Origin of the sequence: Allorhodopirellula heiligendammensis, from assembly GCF_007860105.1 — a bacterium.
Taxonomy (GTDB): Bacteria; Planctomycetota; Planctomycetia; order Pirellulales; family Pirellulaceae; genus Rhodopirellula; species Rhodopirellula heiligendammensis.
This window is the reverse complement of record NZ_SJPU01000002.1, coordinates 44,285-64,322: the sequence shown is the minus strand read 5'-3', so window position 1 is coordinate 64,322 and position 20,038 is coordinate 44,285. Positions and strand designations below refer to the sequence as shown.

Annotated in this window: 13 protein-coding genes; 11 read left to right on the top strand and 2 right to left on the bottom strand. The window is 56.2% G+C overall.

Annotated features, from left to right (window positions below):
• Positions 1-83: 83 nt before the first annotated feature.
• Positions 84-2,675 carry an ATP-dependent Clp protease ATP-binding subunit gene (locus Poly21_RS10635; RefSeq protein WP_146407053.1) on the bottom strand — a complete coding sequence of 864 codons (2,592 nt, stop codon included), beginning with the start codon at positions 2,673-2,675 and terminating at the stop codon, positions 84-86.
• 188 nt (positions 2,676-2,863) lie between these two features.
• Positions 2,864-4,135 carry a hypothetical protein gene (locus Poly21_RS10630; protein ID WP_146407052.1) on the bottom strand — a complete coding sequence of 424 codons (1,272 nt, stop codon included), beginning with the start codon at positions 4,133-4,135 and terminating at the stop codon, positions 2,864-2,866.
• 662 nt (positions 4,136-4,797) lie between these two features.
• Here Poly21_RS10630 and Poly21_RS10625 point away from each other — a divergent pair.
• From Poly21_RS10625 to Poly21_RS10575, 11 genes are all read left to right on the top strand, one after another.
• Positions 4,798-5,595: a methylamine utilization protein gene (locus tag Poly21_RS10625; protein WP_146407051.1), complete on the top strand. Its 798-nt coding sequence runs from the start codon at positions 4,798-4,800 to the stop codon at positions 5,593-5,595.
• Between the two features lie 378 nt (positions 5,596-5,973).
• Complete coding sequence (locus Poly21_RS10620) at positions 5,974-8,571, top strand: DUF1588 domain-containing protein (RefSeq protein ID WP_302118593.1); 2,598 nt, start codon at positions 5,974-5,976, stop codon at positions 8,569-8,571.
• Between the two features lie 14 nt (positions 8,572-8,585).
• Positions 8,586-10,022 (top strand): DUF1552 domain-containing protein, encoded by a 1,437-nt coding sequence (locus tag Poly21_RS10615; RefSeq protein WP_436967507.1) that lies wholly within the window; start codon positions 8,586-8,588, stop codon positions 10,020-10,022.
• A 164-nt stretch (positions 10,023-10,186) separates the two neighbouring features.
• Positions 10,187-11,641: a glucose-6-phosphate dehydrogenase gene (zwf, locus tag Poly21_RS10610; RefSeq protein WP_146407050.1), complete on the top strand. Its 1,455-nt coding sequence runs from the start codon at positions 10,187-10,189 to the stop codon at positions 11,639-11,641.
• Positions 11,642-11,650: 9 nt separating this feature from the next.
• Positions 11,651-12,634, top strand: a complete 984-nt coding sequence (locus Poly21_RS10605) for a putative 2-dehydropantoate 2-reductase (RefSeq protein ID WP_146407049.1) — start codon at positions 11,651-11,653, stop codon at positions 12,632-12,634.
• Between the two features lie 61 nt (positions 12,635-12,695).
• Positions 12,696-14,783 (top strand): glucuronate isomerase, encoded by a 2,088-nt coding sequence (locus Poly21_RS10600; protein ID WP_146407048.1) that lies wholly within the window; start codon positions 12,696-12,698, stop codon positions 14,781-14,783.
• Between the two features lie 143 nt (positions 14,784-14,926).
• Positions 14,927-15,760: a hypothetical protein gene (locus Poly21_RS10595; RefSeq protein WP_146407047.1), complete on the top strand. Its 834-nt coding sequence runs from the start codon at positions 14,927-14,929 to the stop codon at positions 15,758-15,760.
• A gap of 49 nt (positions 15,761-15,809) precedes the next feature.
• A complete protein-coding gene (locus Poly21_RS10590) occupies positions 15,810-16,433 on the top strand; it encodes a DUF2238 domain-containing protein (RefSeq protein ID WP_146407046.1) in 624 nt (207 codons plus the stop codon).
• 367 nt (positions 16,434-16,800) lie between these two features.
• A complete protein-coding gene (locus tag Poly21_RS10585) occupies positions 16,801-17,826 on the top strand; it encodes an aldo/keto reductase (protein ID WP_146407045.1) in 1,026 nt (341 codons plus the stop codon).
• A 39-nt stretch (positions 17,827-17,865) separates the two neighbouring features.
• The gene (gene pyrG / locus Poly21_RS10580; RefSeq protein WP_146407044.1) at positions 17,866-19,515 is read left to right on the top strand and encodes a CTP synthase; all 1,650 of its coding nucleotides are present in this window, start codon (positions 17,866-17,868) and stop codon (positions 19,513-19,515) included.
• A 1-nt stretch (position 19,516) separates the two neighbouring features.
• Positions 19,517-20,038 (top strand): DUF1844 domain-containing protein, encoded by a 522-nt coding sequence (locus tag Poly21_RS10575; protein WP_146407043.1) that lies wholly within the window; start codon positions 19,517-19,519, stop codon positions 20,036-20,038.

Genomic DNA, 20,038 nt, shown 5'->3' with positions numbered 1-20,038 from the left:
TTTTATGGGATCAAACCATGGTCGCTGTCATCGCCAGAGAGTGAGCTTCACATTCTGGCGAACGCAGGTGTTCGTCGTACTCCCTAGGATGGATCATCCGCCGCTGCGTCGCCTTCCTTCTCGGTGGCTCCGGCCGCTGCACCGACGGCTTCCTCGGGTTCGGAAGCTGGTGGTAGGCCACGACTTTCACCCTCGAAGTTAAGCCGGGTAACCTTGCCGGAATCGTCGCGATGGACGGTGATCACGATCGTGTCTTTCCCTTCGAAGGTGCCGCGTAGCAACTCTTCGCCCAGCGGATCTTCAATCCGTTGTTCGAGAGCACGACGTAGTGGTCGAGCACCATAATCCAGGTTGCTGCCTTTCTTGATCAAGAACTCCTTGGCGTCGTCGGTCAGATCGAGCGCTAAGCCGCGATCGAGCAATCGCTCGCGGACCTTCTGCAGTTCGAAATCGATGATGCCTTTCAGGTCGGTCGTGGTCAGGTGGCGGAAAATGATCGTGTCATCGAGGCGGTTCAGGAATTCAGGGCGGAACACACGCTCGATCGAGTCCATCACTCGAGCTTTCATCGAATCGTAGCTCGCGTCACCATCTGGTTTTGCAAAGCCGAACGCAGCCTCGTTCTTGATCGCCTCAGCACCTGCATTGGTAGTCATGATCAAGATCGTATTGCGGAAATCAACGTTGCGTCCGAACGAATCGGTCAACCGGCCTTCTTCCATGACCTGCAACAACATGTTGAACACGTCGGGGTGTGCTTTCTCGATTTCGTCGAAGAGCACGACGGCGTAAGGACGACGACGGATCTTCTCGGTGAGCTGTCCGCCCTCTTCGTAGCCGACGAATCCGGGAGGTGCGCCGATCAAACGACTGACGTTGTGTTTCTCCATGTACTCCGACATGTCGATATGCACGAGTGCATCGGGATCGCCGAACATGTATTCCGCGAGTGCCTTGGCGAGCAATGTTTTACCGACACCGGTGGGGCCAGCGAAGATGAATGAGCCGGTTGGCCGTTTCGGATCTTTTAGTCCACTACGGCTACGGCGAACTGCTTTCGCAATTGCCGTAACGGCTTGCTCTTGACTGACCACACGCTCGTGAAGTTCGTCCTCCATCTTGAGCAGTCGCATCGAGTCTTCTGTCGACAGGCGGGTCAAGGGGATGCCCGTCATCTTGCTAACGACTTCGGCAATCACTTCCTCGTCGACAACGCCATCGGTCTGCTGGCTCTTCTCACGCCACTCCTGGGTGATCTTGTCCTTCTTCTTACGAAGTTTCTCGGCTTGATCACGCAGATTAGCGGCCTTCTCAAAGTCTTGGTTGGCGACAGCGTCCTCTTTGTCCTTGTTGAGGGTTTCGACTTGCTCGTCGATTTCCTTCAAATCTGGTGGACGAGTCATCGACCGCAATCTTACTCGTGCTCCGGACTCATCGATCACGTCGATGGCCTTGTCTGGCAAGCAGCGGGCGGTGATGTACCGCTCGCTCATTTCCACTGCGGCGACGATGGCATCATCGGTGAACTGAACGCGGTGATGTTCCTCGTACCGCTCACGCAATCCTTTGAGGATTTCAATGGTTTCGGCTTTGCCAGTCGGTTCAACCATGATCTCCTGGAAACGACGTGCCAGCGCGTTGTCCTTCTCGATGTACTTGCGGTACTCGTCGAGGGTGGTCGCACCAATGCACTGGATTTCACCCCGGGCAAGTGCCGGTTTGAGTACGTTGGCAGCGTCGATCGCGCCCTCGGCGCCGCCGGCGCCGACCAGGGTGTGTAACTCGTCGATAAAGAGAATCGTGTTCTTGACGCGACGCACTTCGGTCATGACGGCCTTGATGCGTTCTTCGAACTGACCCCGGTACTTGGTGCCAGCGACCATCATTGCCAAGTCGAGCACGACAATGCGTTTCTCGCTGAGGATCTCGGGCACTTCGCCGTTGATGACGCGCTGCGCGAATCCTTCGATGATCGCTGTTTTGCCAACGCCGGCTTCACCGAGTAGCACCGGGTTGTTTTTCGTACGGCGGCAGAGGATCTGGATCGCTCGTTCGATTTCTCGTTCGCGTCCGATGACGGGATCGAGTTCGCCTTTGCGTGCCAGTTCTGTCAGATCGCGACCGAAACTATCCAGGGCCGGTGTCTTGCTCTTGCCACTCTTGCCGCTGCTGCTCGATCCGCCCTCGCTGCCTTCGCCCGACCGACCGCCTCGTTCACCGACTTCGGCGCCTTCGAGGCCGTGGCCGAGCAGATTCAGCACTTCCTCGCGGACATCTTCGAGCTTCAAGCCCAAATTCATGAGCACCTGCGCGGCAACGCCTTCCTGCTCCCGTAGCAGCCCGAGCAAAATGTGCTCGGTGCCAACGTAGCTATGGTTGAGATTGCGAGCTTCTTCCATCGAGTACTCGATGACCTTCTTAGCGCGCGGGGTTTGCGGCAATTTGCCGACGGTCACCATTTCGGGACCGCTTTGCACAAGCTTTTCGACTTCGAGACGAATTTTTCGCAAATCGACATCGAGGTTTTTCAGCACGTTGGCGGCGACGCCGCTGCCCTCTTTGACCAACCCCAGCAAAATATGCTCAGTGCCGATATATTCGTGATTGAAACGCTGAGCCTCTTGGTTAGCCAACTGCATGACTTTCCGGGCCCGGTCTGTAAACCGTTCGTACATGTTTTTCGTCCTTAAATCAAAAACTTCAAATCTGGTTCCGAACCCCTCACGGCAGCAGGACATTTCCCTGCTTCGGTAAATACCGCTGACTGTCAAATTGGCGAATCGTTCGCAGCACGGTCAGCAATAACGCAAACCGTACGCCACAACGCACACTCTAGCGTCGAATCCGCGTCCATCCTACCGCTTTACGTAACATTGGGGGATAGGAGTTCAGGATTCGGTGGCAGGAGTTCTGCTACGGCCGCCACGCCGAGCAAATCGCCGTGATTGAAACAGAATTCTTCCAATTCTTTGGCAATCTTCGCATCACCAGCGGTGATCGCCCGCTCCGCCATGACGATCATTTCGGGCAAGACGCGGCCAACAGGGACGTCTTCGGGAAATAATTCCATCGCCGCCCGCAATGCTTCGCCCGGTCGCCCGATCCGGTCGAGCAAGTCGATGTAGGTCTCGATCGCGCCAGTGCCGTGTACGGTCGCGTCGACGGTGCGCGCTTTGTGTTCAAACAATCGGGTTGCGGCGTCGACATTTTTGCCCTGCATCGCTGACAGAAACGCGATGTGAGCGGGGTAAAAATCGACGAAAGGTTCCGTTCCCGGGTACTGGAAATCCGCTGGCAGCCGTCGGCCATATTGGCATAGCTCGAGGGCCTTTTCGATCAGCTCGGGGGTGTCCAGTACAGTCGAAAATCGGACTACCGATGATAGGTGGGTGGTGTCGAGGTGGTAGCCACCCGCCCCCTGGATCCACTTGTATTTTGTGATGAGTTCAGCGAGCGACAGGCTTTCGTGGTCCGCCTTCATTTTTTCTTGCGAGACACCGTGGTCACCTGCGCGTTGCAAAAAATCATCCCGCACTCGTTCGGTGAGTTCGTCGTAGAGATGCGTTAGCAAACACGCCGCAGCGATTTTTCGATCTCCGCGTGGTCGCTCGGCAATCACGCTGTCGTAAAGAGTAATCGAGTTGCAGGTTCCTTGGCGAGCGATAGCAGCCTGATAGCCGCGCTGCAAATCCACCCCCTCATGCACTAGCACGTGCAGCATTTCATCGTAATTGTCATCATCGATCTCCACCTTGGATAGCAATCGTCGCACCAGGGCAGGGTCGCCAATTGGCCGCAGATACATCCAGCCCTCACCGATTTTGCCGCTTTCAATCAACATCGCGCCAGCTTGACGGCAGGCATCGAGCAGTCCCGCCTCGAGCCCTCTTTGGATCTCGGCATCTTCGTCGGGCGACATTGAAAGCGACTCGTCCGGGGCGGCGATCATCGGCAGCCCGAATTTCAGTCGGCTTTTCATTTTCAAAGCCTCGAACAGCTCGACAGGTCTGCGGGCACGTCGGTAGTAAGCAATCACCACGTCAATTCGGGCGGCGGGGTCACGTGCCAAACGACCCAGCATTTCGGGGTCGAGGTCGGATTGGTGCGAAGTGGCGGCGGGTGAAGCTGCAGTCATGATCTTAGGCAAGCTTTGGAGTGCGGGGGGGCGGGGAGTGCGGGTTGGGCTGGCGGGGGAGGGCTACTGTGACTTCGATCCTGGATGCCGGCATCCACACGCTGAGTGCCGGTGCGAAATCGCGAGCCAATAATCATTTACGTTGCCGCTCTGGCCAGCCGTGGTGAAAAAATTGGCACCCGGGATGCCCCGTCCATGCTACACGAATTGACATTTCCACCGAAGGATGACCCACCGAAAAGGCAGCCCGTGAAATGAAAGGATGACTCGGTGAAAGTGACATGACTAACGGAACAATGAGGAAACGCATTGGACATCTCGGCACCAAAGGTATACAATTAGGGTCGTTGGTGGCCCTCAGTGGTCGCCCGCCCCGCCCTCCCAAGCAGGGGTTACTGTCAATTTTCGCGCCTCGGGCGGGTGAATGAGGCAGGTCTCCTGCCCCGCCACAGAGTTTTCGCCCCTACGAAGATGGGTGAATTATTGTATCGGTTACGATCACCGCGGTTTTGCTCGCCGATTCGTGTCTGACAACCTGTCCCTTACGGAATTTTGCGGTCTTTCGCTGGTGTAGGCATACCCTCCGTGGTCGCTTGACTCGCTTGATCTTTGGTTCCCACTCCTTCCCCCAATCAAATTAGCAACTGGAGAATCCCCCCGAGATGAAAATTCAATTCCCTATCCGGCGTGCCGCCACGCTCGCCCTTACCGCTGGCGTTGCGGTCGTCGGTTTGATCAGCACCGCAGCCGCTCAAGACGCGACGCTCAAGATGCGATTTGTGTACGACGGAACGCCACCGCCAGTTGGAAACGTTGTGCCCAACAAGGATCTTGAGTTCTGCGGAAAGCACGACATCCCGAATGAAAAACTGATCGTCAACCCCGACGATAAGGGGATCAAGAACGTGATTGTGCAGGTGTATACCCGCTCCAGCGGCAAGGATTTGCCGAAGACGACCCACACCCCGCAAACCCACGTTCTGGTCAACAAGGACTGCCGCTTCGAGCCTCACATTGTCGTCGCTCAGACGGGCGATACGCTCGCGATCACCAACCCCGATCCCGTCGGGCACAACGCGAACGTGAATTTCATTCGCAACACGCCGCAAAACCCGATGATCCCTTCGGGCCAGAAAAAAGAAATTGTACTGGAAGAAGAAGAGCCCGCAGCGATTCCAGTGGACTGCAATATTCATCCGTGGATGAAAGCGTACATCGTCGTGTTGGAGCATCCGTTTGTTGACGTTAGCAACGACAGTGGCGAGATTGAAATTCAGGGTCTGCCCGCCGGCAAGGAAATCGAATTCGTTGTGCGGTACGAAGGTGGCAAGCTCGACGAGGTCAAAGTGGATGGCAAGCTCACCGAATGGAAACGCCATCGTTTTGAAGTCGATCTCAAGTCGGGTGTCAATGACATGGGCGATATTCTCGTCCCTGCCAGCGCCGTTTCGGCAGACTGAAGTTAGTGGCGAGAGCCCGCCGACGGGTTGTGGATTGAGTGAGCCGGCACGCGTCAGTGTCCGAGATCGGAACGCTACCGGATGGCTTTCGGGCCCTGGGCTCATCCTGGCTATCGGCAAAGTTGATGAAATCAACAACCCGCCAAGGCTTTCGGCTTGAATGCCGCAGTATTAAGTGTATAGACTTCCAGGCGTCAATCGGCGCTGGTTAAATTATCAGCGAGTTCTGCGACTCGCACGAAAACCTCGCATCTGGCGGAACATTTCGTCGTTGCGAGTGTTCAAGATGACAGCCTTCATGGGTTGGTCGTCCAATCTCAACCGACAAGCCCCGCATCGGTTGACTCCCGCCTAACCCTCCCTCCCTTCGCCCTCCCTATGATCGTTTTCGAGCATTCACGTTGTGACGCTCATCGCTTCGCACTGCCTGCAGGGCTGCTGCGTTGTTCAGCGATGTTCGTTGCCGCCCTTGGGCTGTTGCCACCACCGGCATTGCATGCAAGTGACGCCAGTGCGGCCGACAATCCATCGCCTACCGCGATTGCGGCGGACGCATGGGAGACAACCGGTTGGCCGCTGATGCAAGCGTATTGCGTTGACTGCCACAATGCAGACTACGCCGAAGCGGAGGTCGATTTGTCGCTCTTGGAGACGCTCGCAGGCGTGCAGGCCAATAGTGAGTTGGCGATTCACGCCGTCAGTATGATTGAATTTGCGGCGATGCCACCTGATGATTCGGATTTACCCGATGCGGAAGAGCGACGTCAACTTGGCGACCAACTCGATGCGTTGGTCTATCACGCCGCCTGTGATCTGCGCCCACGTCCCGGTCATACGACTGCTCGACGTCTGAATCGCCCAGAATACAACAATTCGATACGCGACCTGTTCGGCATCGACTTTCAGCCCGCGGACTCATTTCCGTCCGACGAAGTCGGGGGTGGATTTGATAACAATGCTGACGTGTTGTCTCTGTCGACCATGTTGATGGACAAATACTTGACAGCGGCCGAGGACATCACATCGAAGATCATTGTCGATCCAGACACGCTGCCGCAGGTCAACGCGACCTTTGCGGGCGATACGCTGTATATTCTTGGCGAGACCAGAACAGGCTCCTTTGGTCAGCGTTCGATCACTGCTGACGGCATGGCCTGGTTCGAGGTCGATATTCCCGTCCGTGGCGAGTACACGATTGATGTGATGGCGTCGGCGCAGCGAGATGGATTGGCTCGCGTCATCTCGGCGATGCACGCAGCTGATGGCACTCTACTCGCGATTTTCGAGCATGACCATCGCGACAGTGGTGGTGATGACGATCGTGAATCGACTCGGATGACACTCGACGCCGGTACGCATCGGTTTTTCTTTCGAACAGCACTCCAGCCAGCGAGCGAGCGCGAGCAGCTCAAAGATGATCCCGATTGGCAAATCGGAAAATCGGTGTTCGAACCGATTGTAAATATCGATGATGCGGAGTTGGAGAAGACGCGGCTTCCCAAAGGCACCGCCCTTCCGCACGACGGGCGGATCGATACGGAGCAGTTTCCGATGCGATACAACCGCTTTTTAGTCAACGGTCCGAGTTCGTCGACACGTGAGGATTTGCCGCCCGGGCAACGGAAGTTGTTGGCAAAAATCCCCGAGCGTCGTGGTGATCAGTATCGCAACGTGGGATCGGCGGCGAAGGATTCGTTGCGCCCACTGCTGCGCCACGCTTTCCGGTGCGAAGTTGGTGACGAAGATGTCGCTCCTTATGTCAGCCTGGTCGAGCGAATGTGTGATCGCGGCGATTCTTACTACGACGCAATGCGGGTCGCGATCTCCGCTGTCTTGGTGTCTCCACGATTCCTGTTTCGAGTTGAAGTCCCTGAAGATGAGAAGACGCGAGAACTTGCCAAGGCGGGGAATTCGGTGCCGCTGACGTCGACTCAGCTCGCCTCGCGACTGTCGTTCTTTTTATGGAGCAGTCTGCCAGACAAAGAACTACTGGATGCCGCGAAACGCAATGAACTGGTGAATTCAGGAAAGCGGGCCGCACAGGTTCGGCGAATGTTGGCAGACCGGAAGTCCGAGTCGCTGGGTACTCAGTTCGCTCGCCAATGGTTCGCTCTGGGAAATCTTGAGTCACGCGATTTAGATGAGTTTGCCGCCAGCAGCACGGGCGAATTGGATACTTCGGGAACGCTGACACCAGAGATGCTGTCGGCGGAGACCGAGCAATTGTTCTTGCATCTGCTGCGTGAGAACCGACCCATTGGCGAATTGTTGACCTCCGAAACAACCTATGTGGGCCCGGAGTTGGCGAATTGGTACGGCGTGGACTTTCCTGCTGAGAAAGCAGAAAATGGCTATGCAGCCGTCAATGTTGGCGATCGCGGCCGCAAAGGCTTGCTGGGGCATGCCGGGATACTACTGATCACGAGCTATCCAACTCGCAATTCGCCGGTGCTGCGTGGAAAATGGATTCTGGAGAATATTTTGGGCACGCCGCCACCGGATCCGCCACCAGGGGTGCCCACATTAGAGGAGACCAAAACGGCATCGGCGAACGCGTCGTTGCGAGAACAACTGGAGTTGCACCGAGCCGATCCAGGATGTGCGTCGTGCCATCGTGTAATGGATCAACTCGGATTCGGCCTGGAGGATTACGACCATGTCGGTCGGATGCGGGCCGCGGACGATCCAGCCAGACGCGACGCTACCGGTGAGTTGCCGGGCGGTCGTTCCTTTGCGGGTGCTGCCGAGTTGACGACCTTGCTTGCTCAAACCGAGCAAGAACGGTTAGCAGAAACTGCGGTGCGCCGCATGTTATCATTTGCAATTGGTCGCGAATTGCGACCGAGCGATCGATGTTTTGTTGACGCCATTTTGGCGGAGACTCGAGACGAAAACTACCGGGTGCGTGACCTGCTCGAGCAAGTCATTCTCAGCCCACCGTTCCTAAACCATCAAGCGGAGTTACCATCGCCATGACAACGAACAAATCGATGATGTCGACCAACAACATCCCGGCGTGTCCGCAAGGTTCTCACCGCTTGCCTCGGCGGACGTTGCTCCGCGCCGCAGGCATGTCGCTCGGTCTGCCCTTGCTCGAGTCGATGACTCCGGCAGCTGGCAGTGCTTTCGCGTCAGCGAGCCAGGATACTGGATCGGCGCCGGTACGGATGGCTTGTATTTTCGTGCCCAACGGCGTGATCCAGCCCAAGTGGCGACCGACCGTCAACGGCTACACGCGAGGCAAGGATGGGCAGCTCGAAGCTGATGGTAAGTCCGGTAATGTGGATTCGCGTGATTGGGAGATCAGTGACTCGCTTCGACCGCTCTCGGCCATGAAGTCCCAGATCAATCTGATCGAGAACTTGGCGCTTGACAACGGCCGAGCGGGCAAGGACGGGGCGGGTGATCACGCACGAGGCGGATCGACTTTCTTGACGGCGGCACGTCCGGTGAAAACCAGTAGCGCGATCCGTTTGGGAATTTCCGTCGACCAAGTCGCCGCCACAGCACTGGCAGGAAAGACCACGCTGCCCTCACTCGAACTCGGACTCCAAGGCAGCCGCAACGCCGGTAGTTGTGATTCAGGTTATAGCTGCGCCTATTCCTCGAACATTTCATGGAAAAATGAAACCCAGCCGATGCCCAAGGAGACAATCCCACGGCTGGCGTTCGAGAGGATGTTTGGCAGCGGTGACGCAGCAGCTCAGCGAGAGCGGCGGGAAATGCGACGCAGCATTCTCGATATCGTACGGGGTGATGCCGACAAATTAATGCGGCAGGTTGGCGAGACGGACAAGCGGAAGCTCGACGAGTATTTCTCGAGTGTTCGGGAAATTGAATTGCGAATCGAACGCACCGAAGAGGAAGATCGTGCTTCGTTGCCCGATCTTCAGGTGCCCTATGGTCGAGTCTCCGCGTTCCGCGAACATGCGCGTCTGATGTTTGACTTGATGGTGGTTGGTTTTCAAACCGACACGACGCGCGTCGCTACGCTGATGCTCGATACCGCTGGGGGGAATCGCACCTACAGTGAAATAGGTGTCAATGACGCCCACCACGGGATGAGCCATCACCGCAACAAGGAAGATATCGTCGCAAAGATCCAGAAAGTCGACCATTATCTGATTGAGCAGTTCGCGTACTTCGTGGAAAAACTCAATGCCACCAGCGATGCGCACGGCACGTTGTTGGATCAATCGATGGTGCTCTACGGCAGTGGTTTGGGAGATGGAAATCGCCATACCCACCACGACTTGCCAATCGTGCTGGCCGGGGGCGCTGGCGGTCAGATTCAGACCGGGCGGGTCATCCGATACGAGCAAGAGCAACCGATGGCGAACCTATTTCTATCGATGCTCGACTGCATGGGCACGCCCGCCGAGGCGGTTGGCGATAGCACCGGATTGCTCAACGGGCTCAAGGCGTAGCCAAGCGGCACTGTCGGTCTGAGCTGATGTGCGTTGGTCTCTCGCGACGGCCTGAGCCGTCGGTCCACACTGGGGGGCCTCGCACGCGATGCCAATGATTCGTAGAGTATCGAGTGGTTCACGTTCGCGTTCACTCGTTCCCCTGCTTTGGCAACTCGGTTTCCATGTCCAACACGATTGTAATCTTTGGTGCTAGTGGCGATTTAACCAGTCGCAAGTTAATCCCGGCACTTTATCAACTTCACGCCAAGGGCCGGTTGCCTGAACAGACGCGAATTGTCGGGGTTTCCCGTAGCGAGTTCGAGCACGAGGAGTGGCGTAAAGCACTCCGTGAAACGACCGCCAAGTTTGCTGGAAAAGTGTTCGACAGCTCACAGTGGGATACATTCGCGCCGAATATCTACTATCAGGCCGGTGATATTCAGGACTCTGCGTCGTTCGAGAAGCTGGCGTCTTTCCTGCATGAAATCGAGGAGGGCCAATCCACCGGACGAGTCTATTACCTGTCGACAATGCCGCAGTTGTACAAAACGGCGATCGAACAGCTCGGGGCCGCCGGACTCGCCTGCGAGGATAACGGTACCCGACGCGTCATCATTGAGAAGCCGTTTGGCACCGACCTGAAGACCGCGAAAGTACTCAATCAGTCGATCCATAACGTCTTCGACGAAGACCAGATTTACCGGATCGATCACTACCTGGGCAAGGAAACGGTCCAAAATATCTTTGCGCTGCGATTCGCCAACAGCATTTTTGAACCACTGTGGAATCGCAATTATGTCGATCACATTCAGATCACCGTAGCTGAGGAAGTCGTGATCGGGCGGCGCGCCGGGTACTACGACACCAGCGGCATTTTACGCGACATGTTTCAGAATCACCTCTTGCAGTTGATGATGATCACGGCGATGGAGCCACCCGCACGGTTTGACGCCAACATGGTCCGCGGAGAGAAGGTCAAGGTGCTACATGCCGTTCGGAAAATGTCCGGCGGTGATTTCGCTGCCCAAACGGTACGCGGGCAGTACGCCGGTTATCTCCAGGAAGAAGGCGTGCCAGCGGATAGCCAGACGGCGACCTTTGCCGCGTTGAAGCTGTACTGCGACAATTGGCGTTGGCAGGGGGTTCCTTTTTATCTCCGTTCAGGTAAAGGCATGTCATGCCGCACCACACAGATCGTCATTCAGTTCAAAGATGTGCCTCACATGCTCTTTGGCGACAAACGTCGCAACACCCTCGGCAATCGCTTGGTGATCCAAGTGCAACCCGCTGAGGGAATTCAATTGCACTTTGAGACCAAGGTCCCTGATGCCGGTATGAAGACTCGCACGAGTCATTTGGACTTCAATTTCCAAGACTCGATAGGCGGTAGCGCTATGCCGGATGCCTACCAGCGGTTGCTGCTCGACGCTGTGCAAGGCGATGCGAGTTTGTTTTCGCGGGGCGATGAGGTCGAGCTGGCGTGGGGCATTATCGATCCGATTCTTGAGGCCTGGAACAGTCCCGCCGCGCCACCTCTGCTCGTTTACGAAACCGGATTGTGGGGGCCCCCTGAAGCGAACGAGTGGATGTTGGCACAGAAGCGAGAGTGGTTTGATGTCTGCCCCGTATTGCAGTAGGTTCCTTGCATGAGATACGCGATCCTCGGAAGCGGGGCTGTGGGCGGACTGTATGGAGGGAGGCTTGCCCAGGCCGGACATGATGTGCATTTTCTATTGCACTCGGATTACGATCAGGTTGCCGAGCGTGGTTTGCGAATCGACTCGGTGCGTGGTGACTTTGTCGTGACCGCTCCGAACATCTATCGGGATGCTGCGGACATGCCGCCGTGCGACGTTGTCATCGTGGCATTGAAGTCCACGAACAATCATTTGCTCGCAGGGTTATTACCGCAACTTATCGGCGAGCACGGCGTCGTCCTGTCGTTACAGAATGGCCTTGACGTGGAGGCAGCGGCAATTGCTGCGGCGCCCGGTCACGGTGTGCTAGGTGGTTGCTGTTTTTTATGCAGCAACAAGGTCGGCCCCGGACACATCCGGCATCTGGATTACGGGCGGATCGTCTTTGGTCTCTACCAGGAAGGAGCGGAGGGCACGGATTGGACGCTGGAGCGCGGGGAGCAGATCCTCGCTGATATGGTGGGTGCCGGGATTGATGCTCAGTGGACCGACGATCTCGCTGCAGCTAGGTGGCGAAAGCTCATGTGGAACATCCCCTTCAATGGCCTGTCAGTGGTCCTCGATGCGGCGACCGACGAAATAATGGCCTCCCCCGCGGCGCGCAGTCTTGCCGAGACAATGATCCAAGAAGTTTTTCAGGGGGCGGCCAGCTGCGGTGTTTCAATTGATGAGTCGGCCATCGCGACGACCATGAAGCACACCGAGACGATGGTACCCTATGACAGCAGTATGCGGCTGGATTTCCTTCACGGGCGGGCGATGGAAGTCGACGCGATCTTCGGCAGCCCGCTCCGCGCGGTTACTCAGGAGCTCTCCCGGAAAAGGAAAACGGGTGAAAATTCGGTGCATCCCATGCCTTCGGTCGCGATGTTGCACCAACAGTTGCAATTTTTGGATTCGCGGCCCCGTCAAACGTCGAATCCAGCGTCCTGAGTAGTTATCTTAGCAGGGGTCGTTCTATCTGAAAAAACACCCCGCGTGATCGAAAACTGACATGTCTGACGCCTTCAGCCAACCCGGATCTGCTCGAACCGATATTTATAGCGAATTGGCGGCGCTGCGACTGACCGACCCTCACACGCACATCAATCCGCATGCCCCAGCATCAACGACGCTGGCCGACCTGCTGGGCTATCACTATTACACGGAGCTGGCGCACTCTGCTGGCATGCCCAAGTCACAGATCGAAGGCGGCTCGATCGGCCCCAAGGAACTGGTCGAGCGTCTCGTCGGACGGCTCTCACCGCTGGAGAACACGGTTCAGTACAGTTGGCTGATCGAAATCTGCAAGACGTTTTTTGGGTTCGATGACGATCGATTGCACGCGCGCAATTGGGAATCGCTGTACGATCGCAGCGAGTCAATGATGTCATCGGCCCAGTGGCCCGACATGGTGCTCGATCAATCGAATATCGAAGCTGTGTTCCTTACAAACGATTTCGATGACGATCTGGAAGGGTTTGACACCGATCGTTACATCCCCTGTTTGCGCACCGACGATCTTGTCTTCAATCTCGCCGATCGGAATGTTCGCGAGCGTTTGGCAGCGTGCACCGACCTTGAACTCGACGGGTCATTGGAGAGCCTGCGGGCGAGCCTCAGAGCCTTGTTTGTGCATTTCGTGAGTCGTGGGGCACGGGCCTGTGCGATTTCACTGCCGCCAACATTCACACCTACCGCCGTACCGGATGGCCGCGCAAAAACGGCGCTCGACGCCGTGCTGCGAGGCGGACTGAGTGCCAGTGCCAGCCATCGCGAGGCGTTGTCCCGCCGGGTATTCTGGACGCTTGCGGAGTTGTGTGACGAGTTTCAACTGCCCTTTGATTTGATGATTGGCGTCAATCGCAAAGTCTACGCTGGTGGCGTGTTCCAGGGTCAGGATCTCTTTGATTCGCGCGTGTCATTGATTCAGTATCGCGAACTCTTCAACGCATTCGCCGACGTTAAGTTTCCGGTCTCCGTACTCGCGAGTGTGACCAACCAGGAGCTCGTCAGTTACGCGTGGATCTTCCCCAATGTGATTCCCAATGGACACTGGTGGTACAGCAATACACCTTCGACGATCACCCACGACCTCGCTGCGCGGCTCGAAGCGGTCCCGCAGAGCAAGTTGATTGGGTACTACAGCGATGCCTACAAACTCGAGTTTGTATGGCCAAAATTCAATATGTATCGCAAAGTTCTCGCCGGTGTCTTGGCCGACCAGTTCGTGCGCGACCGCGGTTGGAGTGTCGAACGTGCCGTCGAACTCGGTCGCACCGTGTTGAAAGGCAACACCGAAGAGATATTCCCAAAGCGGGCTGCTGAACAAGCCAATTTCGCTGAATCAAAATCGAATCCTGCAACTCCGGAGGTGATGAATCCAATCGTTGTACCGGAGAGTGACGTGCTGTTTGACTCAGACGTGGAAGACGATGTCATCACGCTGGACGACGATGATTGGGATGCCGCCGACGATGTCGAGGATTCGGCCCCGACCGTGGTTGAAGATACCGTGAGGAGTTCCTCGGAGAGCGACCTGTTAGATACTGAGAACCAGCGTTCCGAAACATTCGAAAATGGAGAGGGTTTTGGCAGCGAAGCAGAGCGACGCGAATTAACTGAGGGAGGGGCGACAGTGGAACCAGATACTTCCGTGTCGATCGATCCGCTTCCGATGGACGATGAAATCGACGAACTCGATCTCGACGATGTTGAACTCGTCGATCCGTCTGAGGAGCCCGTGCACGATGCTGCCTCGATCGCATCGGCGCTCGACGAGATTGCGCTCGATGTGGGGGATCTGATGTCCGATGACGAGGCTGAAGACGCTGCGGACGACGCGTCGTATGTACCTCATATCGAACAGCTTCGCGGTGAAACCTCATTCTCGCCCGATGACGAATCGTTGCAACTCAAGCCCGATCCGCTAACGGGTGAGTATCGGTTCAAGTCAGACTCCACCATCACCAACGAAAGTAATGAAAACGTCGATTCAGTCACAGCTCAGGACGCTAAGTCGCACGACCTTGAGCCTGATGATTTTCAACTTGATTGGCTCGAAGACGACGACCAAGCAGACCAGAAAAAACACGAGGGATAGGAGCGGATTTTGATGGTGTTTCGCATCTCCATGCCAACTCTTGCGGTATGATGGGAGTGAACTCGCCGCGAGTTCTTCCTTCATTCTTCATGGTGATCTCGAGTGTTAGCCTCGACGATAAATCTTCAACGCCAGGAAATACAATGACTCAGATTGCAAATTGCGTCCGTACTTTCCAGGTCATTGCAAAGGTGATATTGATCCTGATGTGCTGTCAGTGCCTTGTTGCGGCGCAGACTGTTGACACGTCGAGGGACCCGGACATTTCAGCTATCCGCAATCGTTTTCAACAGTCGGCGGGCGAATTTGCGTTTGAGATTTCTAATTCCGGCGAAAAGCTGCAGTTGCTAGACCGGCCCGTCTCGAATTGGAGCAATCCGGAGCGCAAGACACCCGCGGGAGCTTTGTTCGTGTGGACGCTCAACGGGCGGCCTGAAATGGTGATGTCTACGTACCCCACGGACGCGGTCGGCAATTTCGAGCACGAATTTCAGTCATTGTCGGTCAACGAGTTGGTCGGGACGCTAAATGGGCGCCTGATTTGGGAGCCGCGAGGTGATGCGATTCAGTGGCAGCAGGTGTCCGATAAGATTCCGGTGGGAAAAACCCCCTCGATGCGGCTGGTTCAGATGCGACGGATCGCTGGGCTCTACACTGCGTCTCTCAAGTTTGGCGACCAGCCCAACAAGTTGCTGAGACTGCAAACCACTCCGCTGTACCGATTCGATATCGAAAAGCTCCCCCATGGTGTCCTCGATGGCGCGATGTTCGCTTTTGTTCAGGGTACCGATCCCGAAGTGATCATGCTGGTCGAAGCGAGGAAGAACGCCGACGGTGAAGAGCTTTGGTTTGTGAGCTTTGCCCGCATGACGGTGGTCACCGCGCAGGTTGAGTATCAGTCGAATGTTGTGTGGGAAGTCCAGTGGGGGCGGACGGGATTTGACTCTCACTACAACGTTTTCAGATCAGCAAACTGAGTGGAGCGATCACTTCGCAGCTGGACCGTGCAGAGCGACTGTTGATTTCATGATTCAGCGAATTGTATTGATTGTTTTGACGGCACTCGCGGTGCCGCTCTCGTTTGTTTTCGCACCCTATCCACGTGAGCTGGTCCTGCAGCACATCCCGACGGTAGTCGGTGTGGCAATGTTGTTCGTGGCGGTACTGAAGTACCGACCCTCGTCCGTTTCGTTCTACTGCAGCCTGGCGTTTCTGTGGCTGCACATCATCGGTGCGAGGTGGATTTATTCTTACGTGCCGTACGATGAACTCGCCCGCATGATCACCGGACACACGCTCTCAGAAGCGTTTGGCTGGCAACGTAATCACTATGATCGTTTAGTCCACTTTGCGTCCGGTGCATTGGGGCTCCCGATTCTGTCAGAGTCTTTGCAATTGTTTTGTGGTCTTCGTTCGCTCCCGGCAGCCCTGCTCGCGATGTCGGGTGTATTGGCGATCGGTGCAGTCTACGAAATCTTGGAGTGGCAGATCTCAATGATGTTCTCGCCAGCGATGGCTGAGTCTTACAATGGACAGCAGGGCGACATGTGGGACGCACAGAAAGATCTGGCTCTCGCGTGGCTAGGAGCAATTCTCTGCGTGCCATTAATCGCTCGCTGGACGCCGGCGAGAGCAGTCGCAGAAGTGTGATTGTTGGGGCGGTCGCCTCGACAAACGTTCGTTCATTTTCAAGTTGTTCATGCTCGCAACTCTGAGCCGCGGCGAGGTTGTAGGGTGGTAGTCTGCGTTCGTAGCTTGGGGCCATTGTCTCGAGCGCGGAACGGGGTGACAGTTGACCGAATTGGTGTCTCGGACGGGACGATGGTCCCATCCGACGGTCCAGCGACAAAGGGGTGGTGTAATGCCACCCAGAGGTGATCTATGCGGGAGAGCTCCACGTTGGGGTATGCCCGTGATCTTATTGCAGTGAAAACACAGAGGACTGTGCCAGCCTCTCGGCAACCGTTAATTTAATGGTTGCACTCACGTCCCGTCCAATTTCACTCGCTCAAATGCCATGTCTGCCGCTCCACTGAAAAATTTGCTCCCCCAGAAAAAGCTTGGTCGCGATGGGTTTCCGGTCTCGGTGATTGGTTTTGGTGGCTGGGCCCTTGGTGGACAGTGGGGCGTGCAGGATGACTCCCAGTCAGTTGCGGCGTTGGAAAAGGCGATCGAATCAGGCGTGAATTTCATTGATACCGCTCCTGGATACGGGGATGGACGCAGCGAAAACGTGATCGCCACGATGTTGGCGAATCTTCCGCCGGCGGTACGCGAGACGATTCACGTGGCAACTAAAACGCCACCGAGTGCTGGCCCGTGGCCACCGAGCCCCTATTGTCGGTGGCAGGATCGCTATTCGGCTGCGTACATTCGTGCCAACGTCGAGGAGCGGCTGCGCAATCTCCGGACGGATTGTCTCGACCTGTTGCAATTACATACTTGGACGCGGGCGTGGAATGACGACCCTCAACCGCTGCTCGTGCTGCAGAAATTACGGGAAGAAGGCAAAATTCGCAAAATTGGGATTTGTACGCCTGAACAGGACCAGAATTGTGTCGTCCAGCTCATGCGCGACGGGCTGGTCGATGTCGTGCAGGTAATTTTCAATTTGTTTGAGCAGGAGCCTGCGGCGCAGCTCTTGCCTGTCGCAGCGGAAACGGGCACAGGCGTGATCGTACGGGTGTCGCTCGATGAGGGCGGATTAACGGGGAAATATGGGGCCGATCATCAGTTCCCTGCGGACGATTTCCGCAGCACCTATTTCGGCGGCGATCGGATGCAGCGAACCGCTGCACGAGTGAAGGAAATTGCCGCAGATCTCGAAGAATTCGAACTAGCCGAGGATTATTCGCTGCCGGCGGCCGCGATCAAGTTTTCCGGTTCCCATGAAGCCGTCAGTACGGTCATTGTGGGGATGCGCGACCCGCAGCAGGTTATTGCCAATGTGGCCTCGGCGGGGTTGCCTAATTTCACACCGCAGGCTTTGCAACGGTTGCGACGGCACCAGTGGTTGCGAGGTGTGTGGTATGGAGGACAATGAGACTTTCGCGTTTCCCGTTGTCCGGTATCATCACTTCCCATGACCAAACACATCTTCGTTACCGGCGGCGTCGTCAGTTCTCTCGGCAAGGGGCTGACCAGCGCCTCAATCGGCATGTTGCTCGAGCGCCGGGGACTTCGCGTCCGCATGCAAAAGCTCGATCCTTACATTAATGTCGACCCGGGCACGATGAGCCCTTACCAACACGGTGAGGTGTACGTGCTCGATGACGGATCGGAGACCGACCTCGACCTGGGCCATTACGAGCGATTCACATCGGGAAAACTCGATCGTGATTGCAACTACACCACCGGTCAGATTTATCTTTCGGTGATTGAGAAAGAACGCAAGGGCCAATTTCTCGGAAAGACCGTCCAGGTCATCCCACACATCACGAACGAGATCAAACGCGTTATCAAACGGATGGGCGGCGATGATGTCGACGTCGTGATCACGGAGATAGGGGGCACCGTTGGCGATATCGAGAGTCTGCCATTCCTCGAAGCGATCCGCCAATTCTCGCTCGACGTCGGTCGTGAGAACTGCTTGTACATGCACCTGACCTTGGTGCCGTACCTCAAAGCCGCCGATGAGTTGAAGACCAAGCCCACCCAGCACTCGGTCGGTCAACTCCGCGAGATTGGAATCCAGCCGGACATTCTCGTCTGCCGCTGCGAGCGGAGCATCAGCCGCGACGACCGTGAGAAAATTGCGTTGTTCTGTAACGTTAAGACGGAGGCCGTGATCGAGGAGAAGGACAAGGATTTTTCGATCTACGAGGTGCCGATTTCGTTGGTCGATAACAAGATGGATGAACTGGTCGTGCAGAAACTCGGCCTGACGGCCGGTAATCTTGATATCACCCCGTGGACCGATCTCTTGCACCGGCTGCGTAACCCGCGTCACGAACTCGCGATCGCGGTCGTGGGTAAATATGCCGAACACAAAGACGCCTATAAGTCGATTTACGAATCAATCGATCACGCTGGGATGCAGCATGACGCTCAGATTCGCATTGGCCGCATCCAGAGCAGCGATATCGAACGGGAGGGGGCTGAACGCTTGCTGTCCGGATACCACGGTATCTTGGTGCCCGGCGGTTTCGGTGAACGCGGTGTTGAGGGCAAGGTTCAGGCAATTCAATTTGCTCGTGAACGTGGCGTGCCCTTCTTCGGTATCTGTCTCGGTATGCAGCTGGCCGTGATCGAGTACGCACGCAACGTCATGGGGCATGCCGGTGCTCACTCGTCGGAGTTTGATAAAGATACGGCATATCCGGTAATCTGTTTGCTCGATGAACAACAGAACGTGACCCAGCTCGGCGGCACGATGAGGCTCGGTAGCCAGCCCGCCCGACTCACTCCAGGATCGCATGCTCATGCCGCCTATGGAGTCGAAGCGATTGCCGAGCGACATCGTCATCGATATGAGTTCAACAATAAATACCGCGAAGCGTTCGAAGCGGCGGGCATGCAGTTCTCAGGTAAAAGCCCGGATGGCGGATTGATTGAGATTGTGGAAGTCCCTACCCATCCCTGGTTCGTCGCGGCCCAGTTCCACCCCGAATTCAAGAGTAAACCATTGGCTGCTCATCCGCTGTTTGCGGACTTCGTCGCCGCTGCGATTCATCGGCGTCAGAAGCGAGTGGCCGACGAAGTCGAAGTTCATGCAGCCGAGGTAACACGTTAAGATGACAGACACCCCCCACGAGCACGAAAAAGAACCGGAAGACCAAGCAGCGCCCAAAATTATCGTGGATTCCGATTGGAAGGAGCAGGTCGCCAAGGAGAAGGCGGCCGCTGCCGCAGCAGATAGTTCCGCGAACCAGGCTCAGGAATCCGATGGAGCGGTTTTAGAGGCGGCGGTTTCGGACGCCGACGGCTCGGGTGCGAGCGTTCAGAATACGGACGAACCGGCGTCGGTGGTTGGTGATACTGCCAAGAGTGGCGCGCCGGAGCAGCGAACACTGCCGGCACCGAGTTTTGAGATTTTGGTCTCAATGCTATTTACCCAGGCGATTAGTGCACTCGGCCAGATGCCTAATCCAATCGACGGCAAAACGACCGTGGACAAACCGATGGCTAAACACAGCATCGACATGCTCGAAATGCTTGAAACGAAGACCAAGGGCAATCTGAGTGACGACGAGTCCAAGATGCTCCGGGAAACCTTGCACGCCTTGCGGATGGCCTTTGTAGGTGTCCGAGGTTAA

Bases quoted from the DNA above. Each gene is read 5' to 3' on its own strand.
- Poly21_RS10635 (WP_146407053.1), bottom strand. From the start codon at position 2,675: ATGTACGAACGGTTTACAGACCGGGCCCGGAAAGTCATGCAGTTGGCT.
- Poly21_RS10630 (WP_146407052.1), bottom strand. From the start codon at position 4,135: ATGACTGCAGCTTCACCCGCCGCCACTTCGCACCAATCCGACCTCGAC.
- Poly21_RS10625 (WP_146407051.1), top strand. From the start codon at position 4,798: ATGAAAATTCAATTCCCTATCCGGCGTGCCGCCACGCTCGCCCTTACC.
- Poly21_RS10620 (WP_302118593.1), top strand. From the start codon at position 5,974: ATGATCGTTTTCGAGCATTCACGTTGTGACGCTCATCGCTTCGCACTG.
- Poly21_RS10615 (WP_436967507.1), top strand. From the start codon at position 8,586: ATGATGTCGACCAACAACATCCCGGCGTGTCCGCAAGGTTCTCACCGC.
- zwf (WP_146407050.1), top strand. From the start codon at position 10,187: ATGTCCAACACGATTGTAATCTTTGGTGCTAGTGGCGATTTAACCAGT.
- Poly21_RS10605 (WP_146407049.1), top strand. From the start codon at position 11,651: ATGAGATACGCGATCCTCGGAAGCGGGGCTGTGGGCGGACTGTATGGA.
- Poly21_RS10600 (WP_146407048.1), top strand. From the start codon at position 12,696: ATGTCTGACGCCTTCAGCCAACCCGGATCTGCTCGAACCGATATTTAT.
- Poly21_RS10595 (WP_146407047.1), top strand. From the start codon at position 14,927: ATGACTCAGATTGCAAATTGCGTCCGTACTTTCCAGGTCATTGCAAAG.
- Poly21_RS10590 (WP_146407046.1), top strand. From the start codon at position 15,810: ATGATTCAGCGAATTGTATTGATTGTTTTGACGGCACTCGCGGTGCCG.
- Poly21_RS10585 (WP_146407045.1), top strand. From the start codon at position 16,801: ATGTCTGCCGCTCCACTGAAAAATTTGCTCCCCCAGAAAAAGCTTGGT.
- pyrG (WP_146407044.1), top strand. From the start codon at position 17,866: ATGACCAAACACATCTTCGTTACCGGCGGCGTCGTCAGTTCTCTCGGC.
- Poly21_RS10575 (WP_146407043.1), top strand. From the start codon at position 19,517: ATGACAGACACCCCCCACGAGCACGAAAAAGAACCGGAAGACCAAGCA.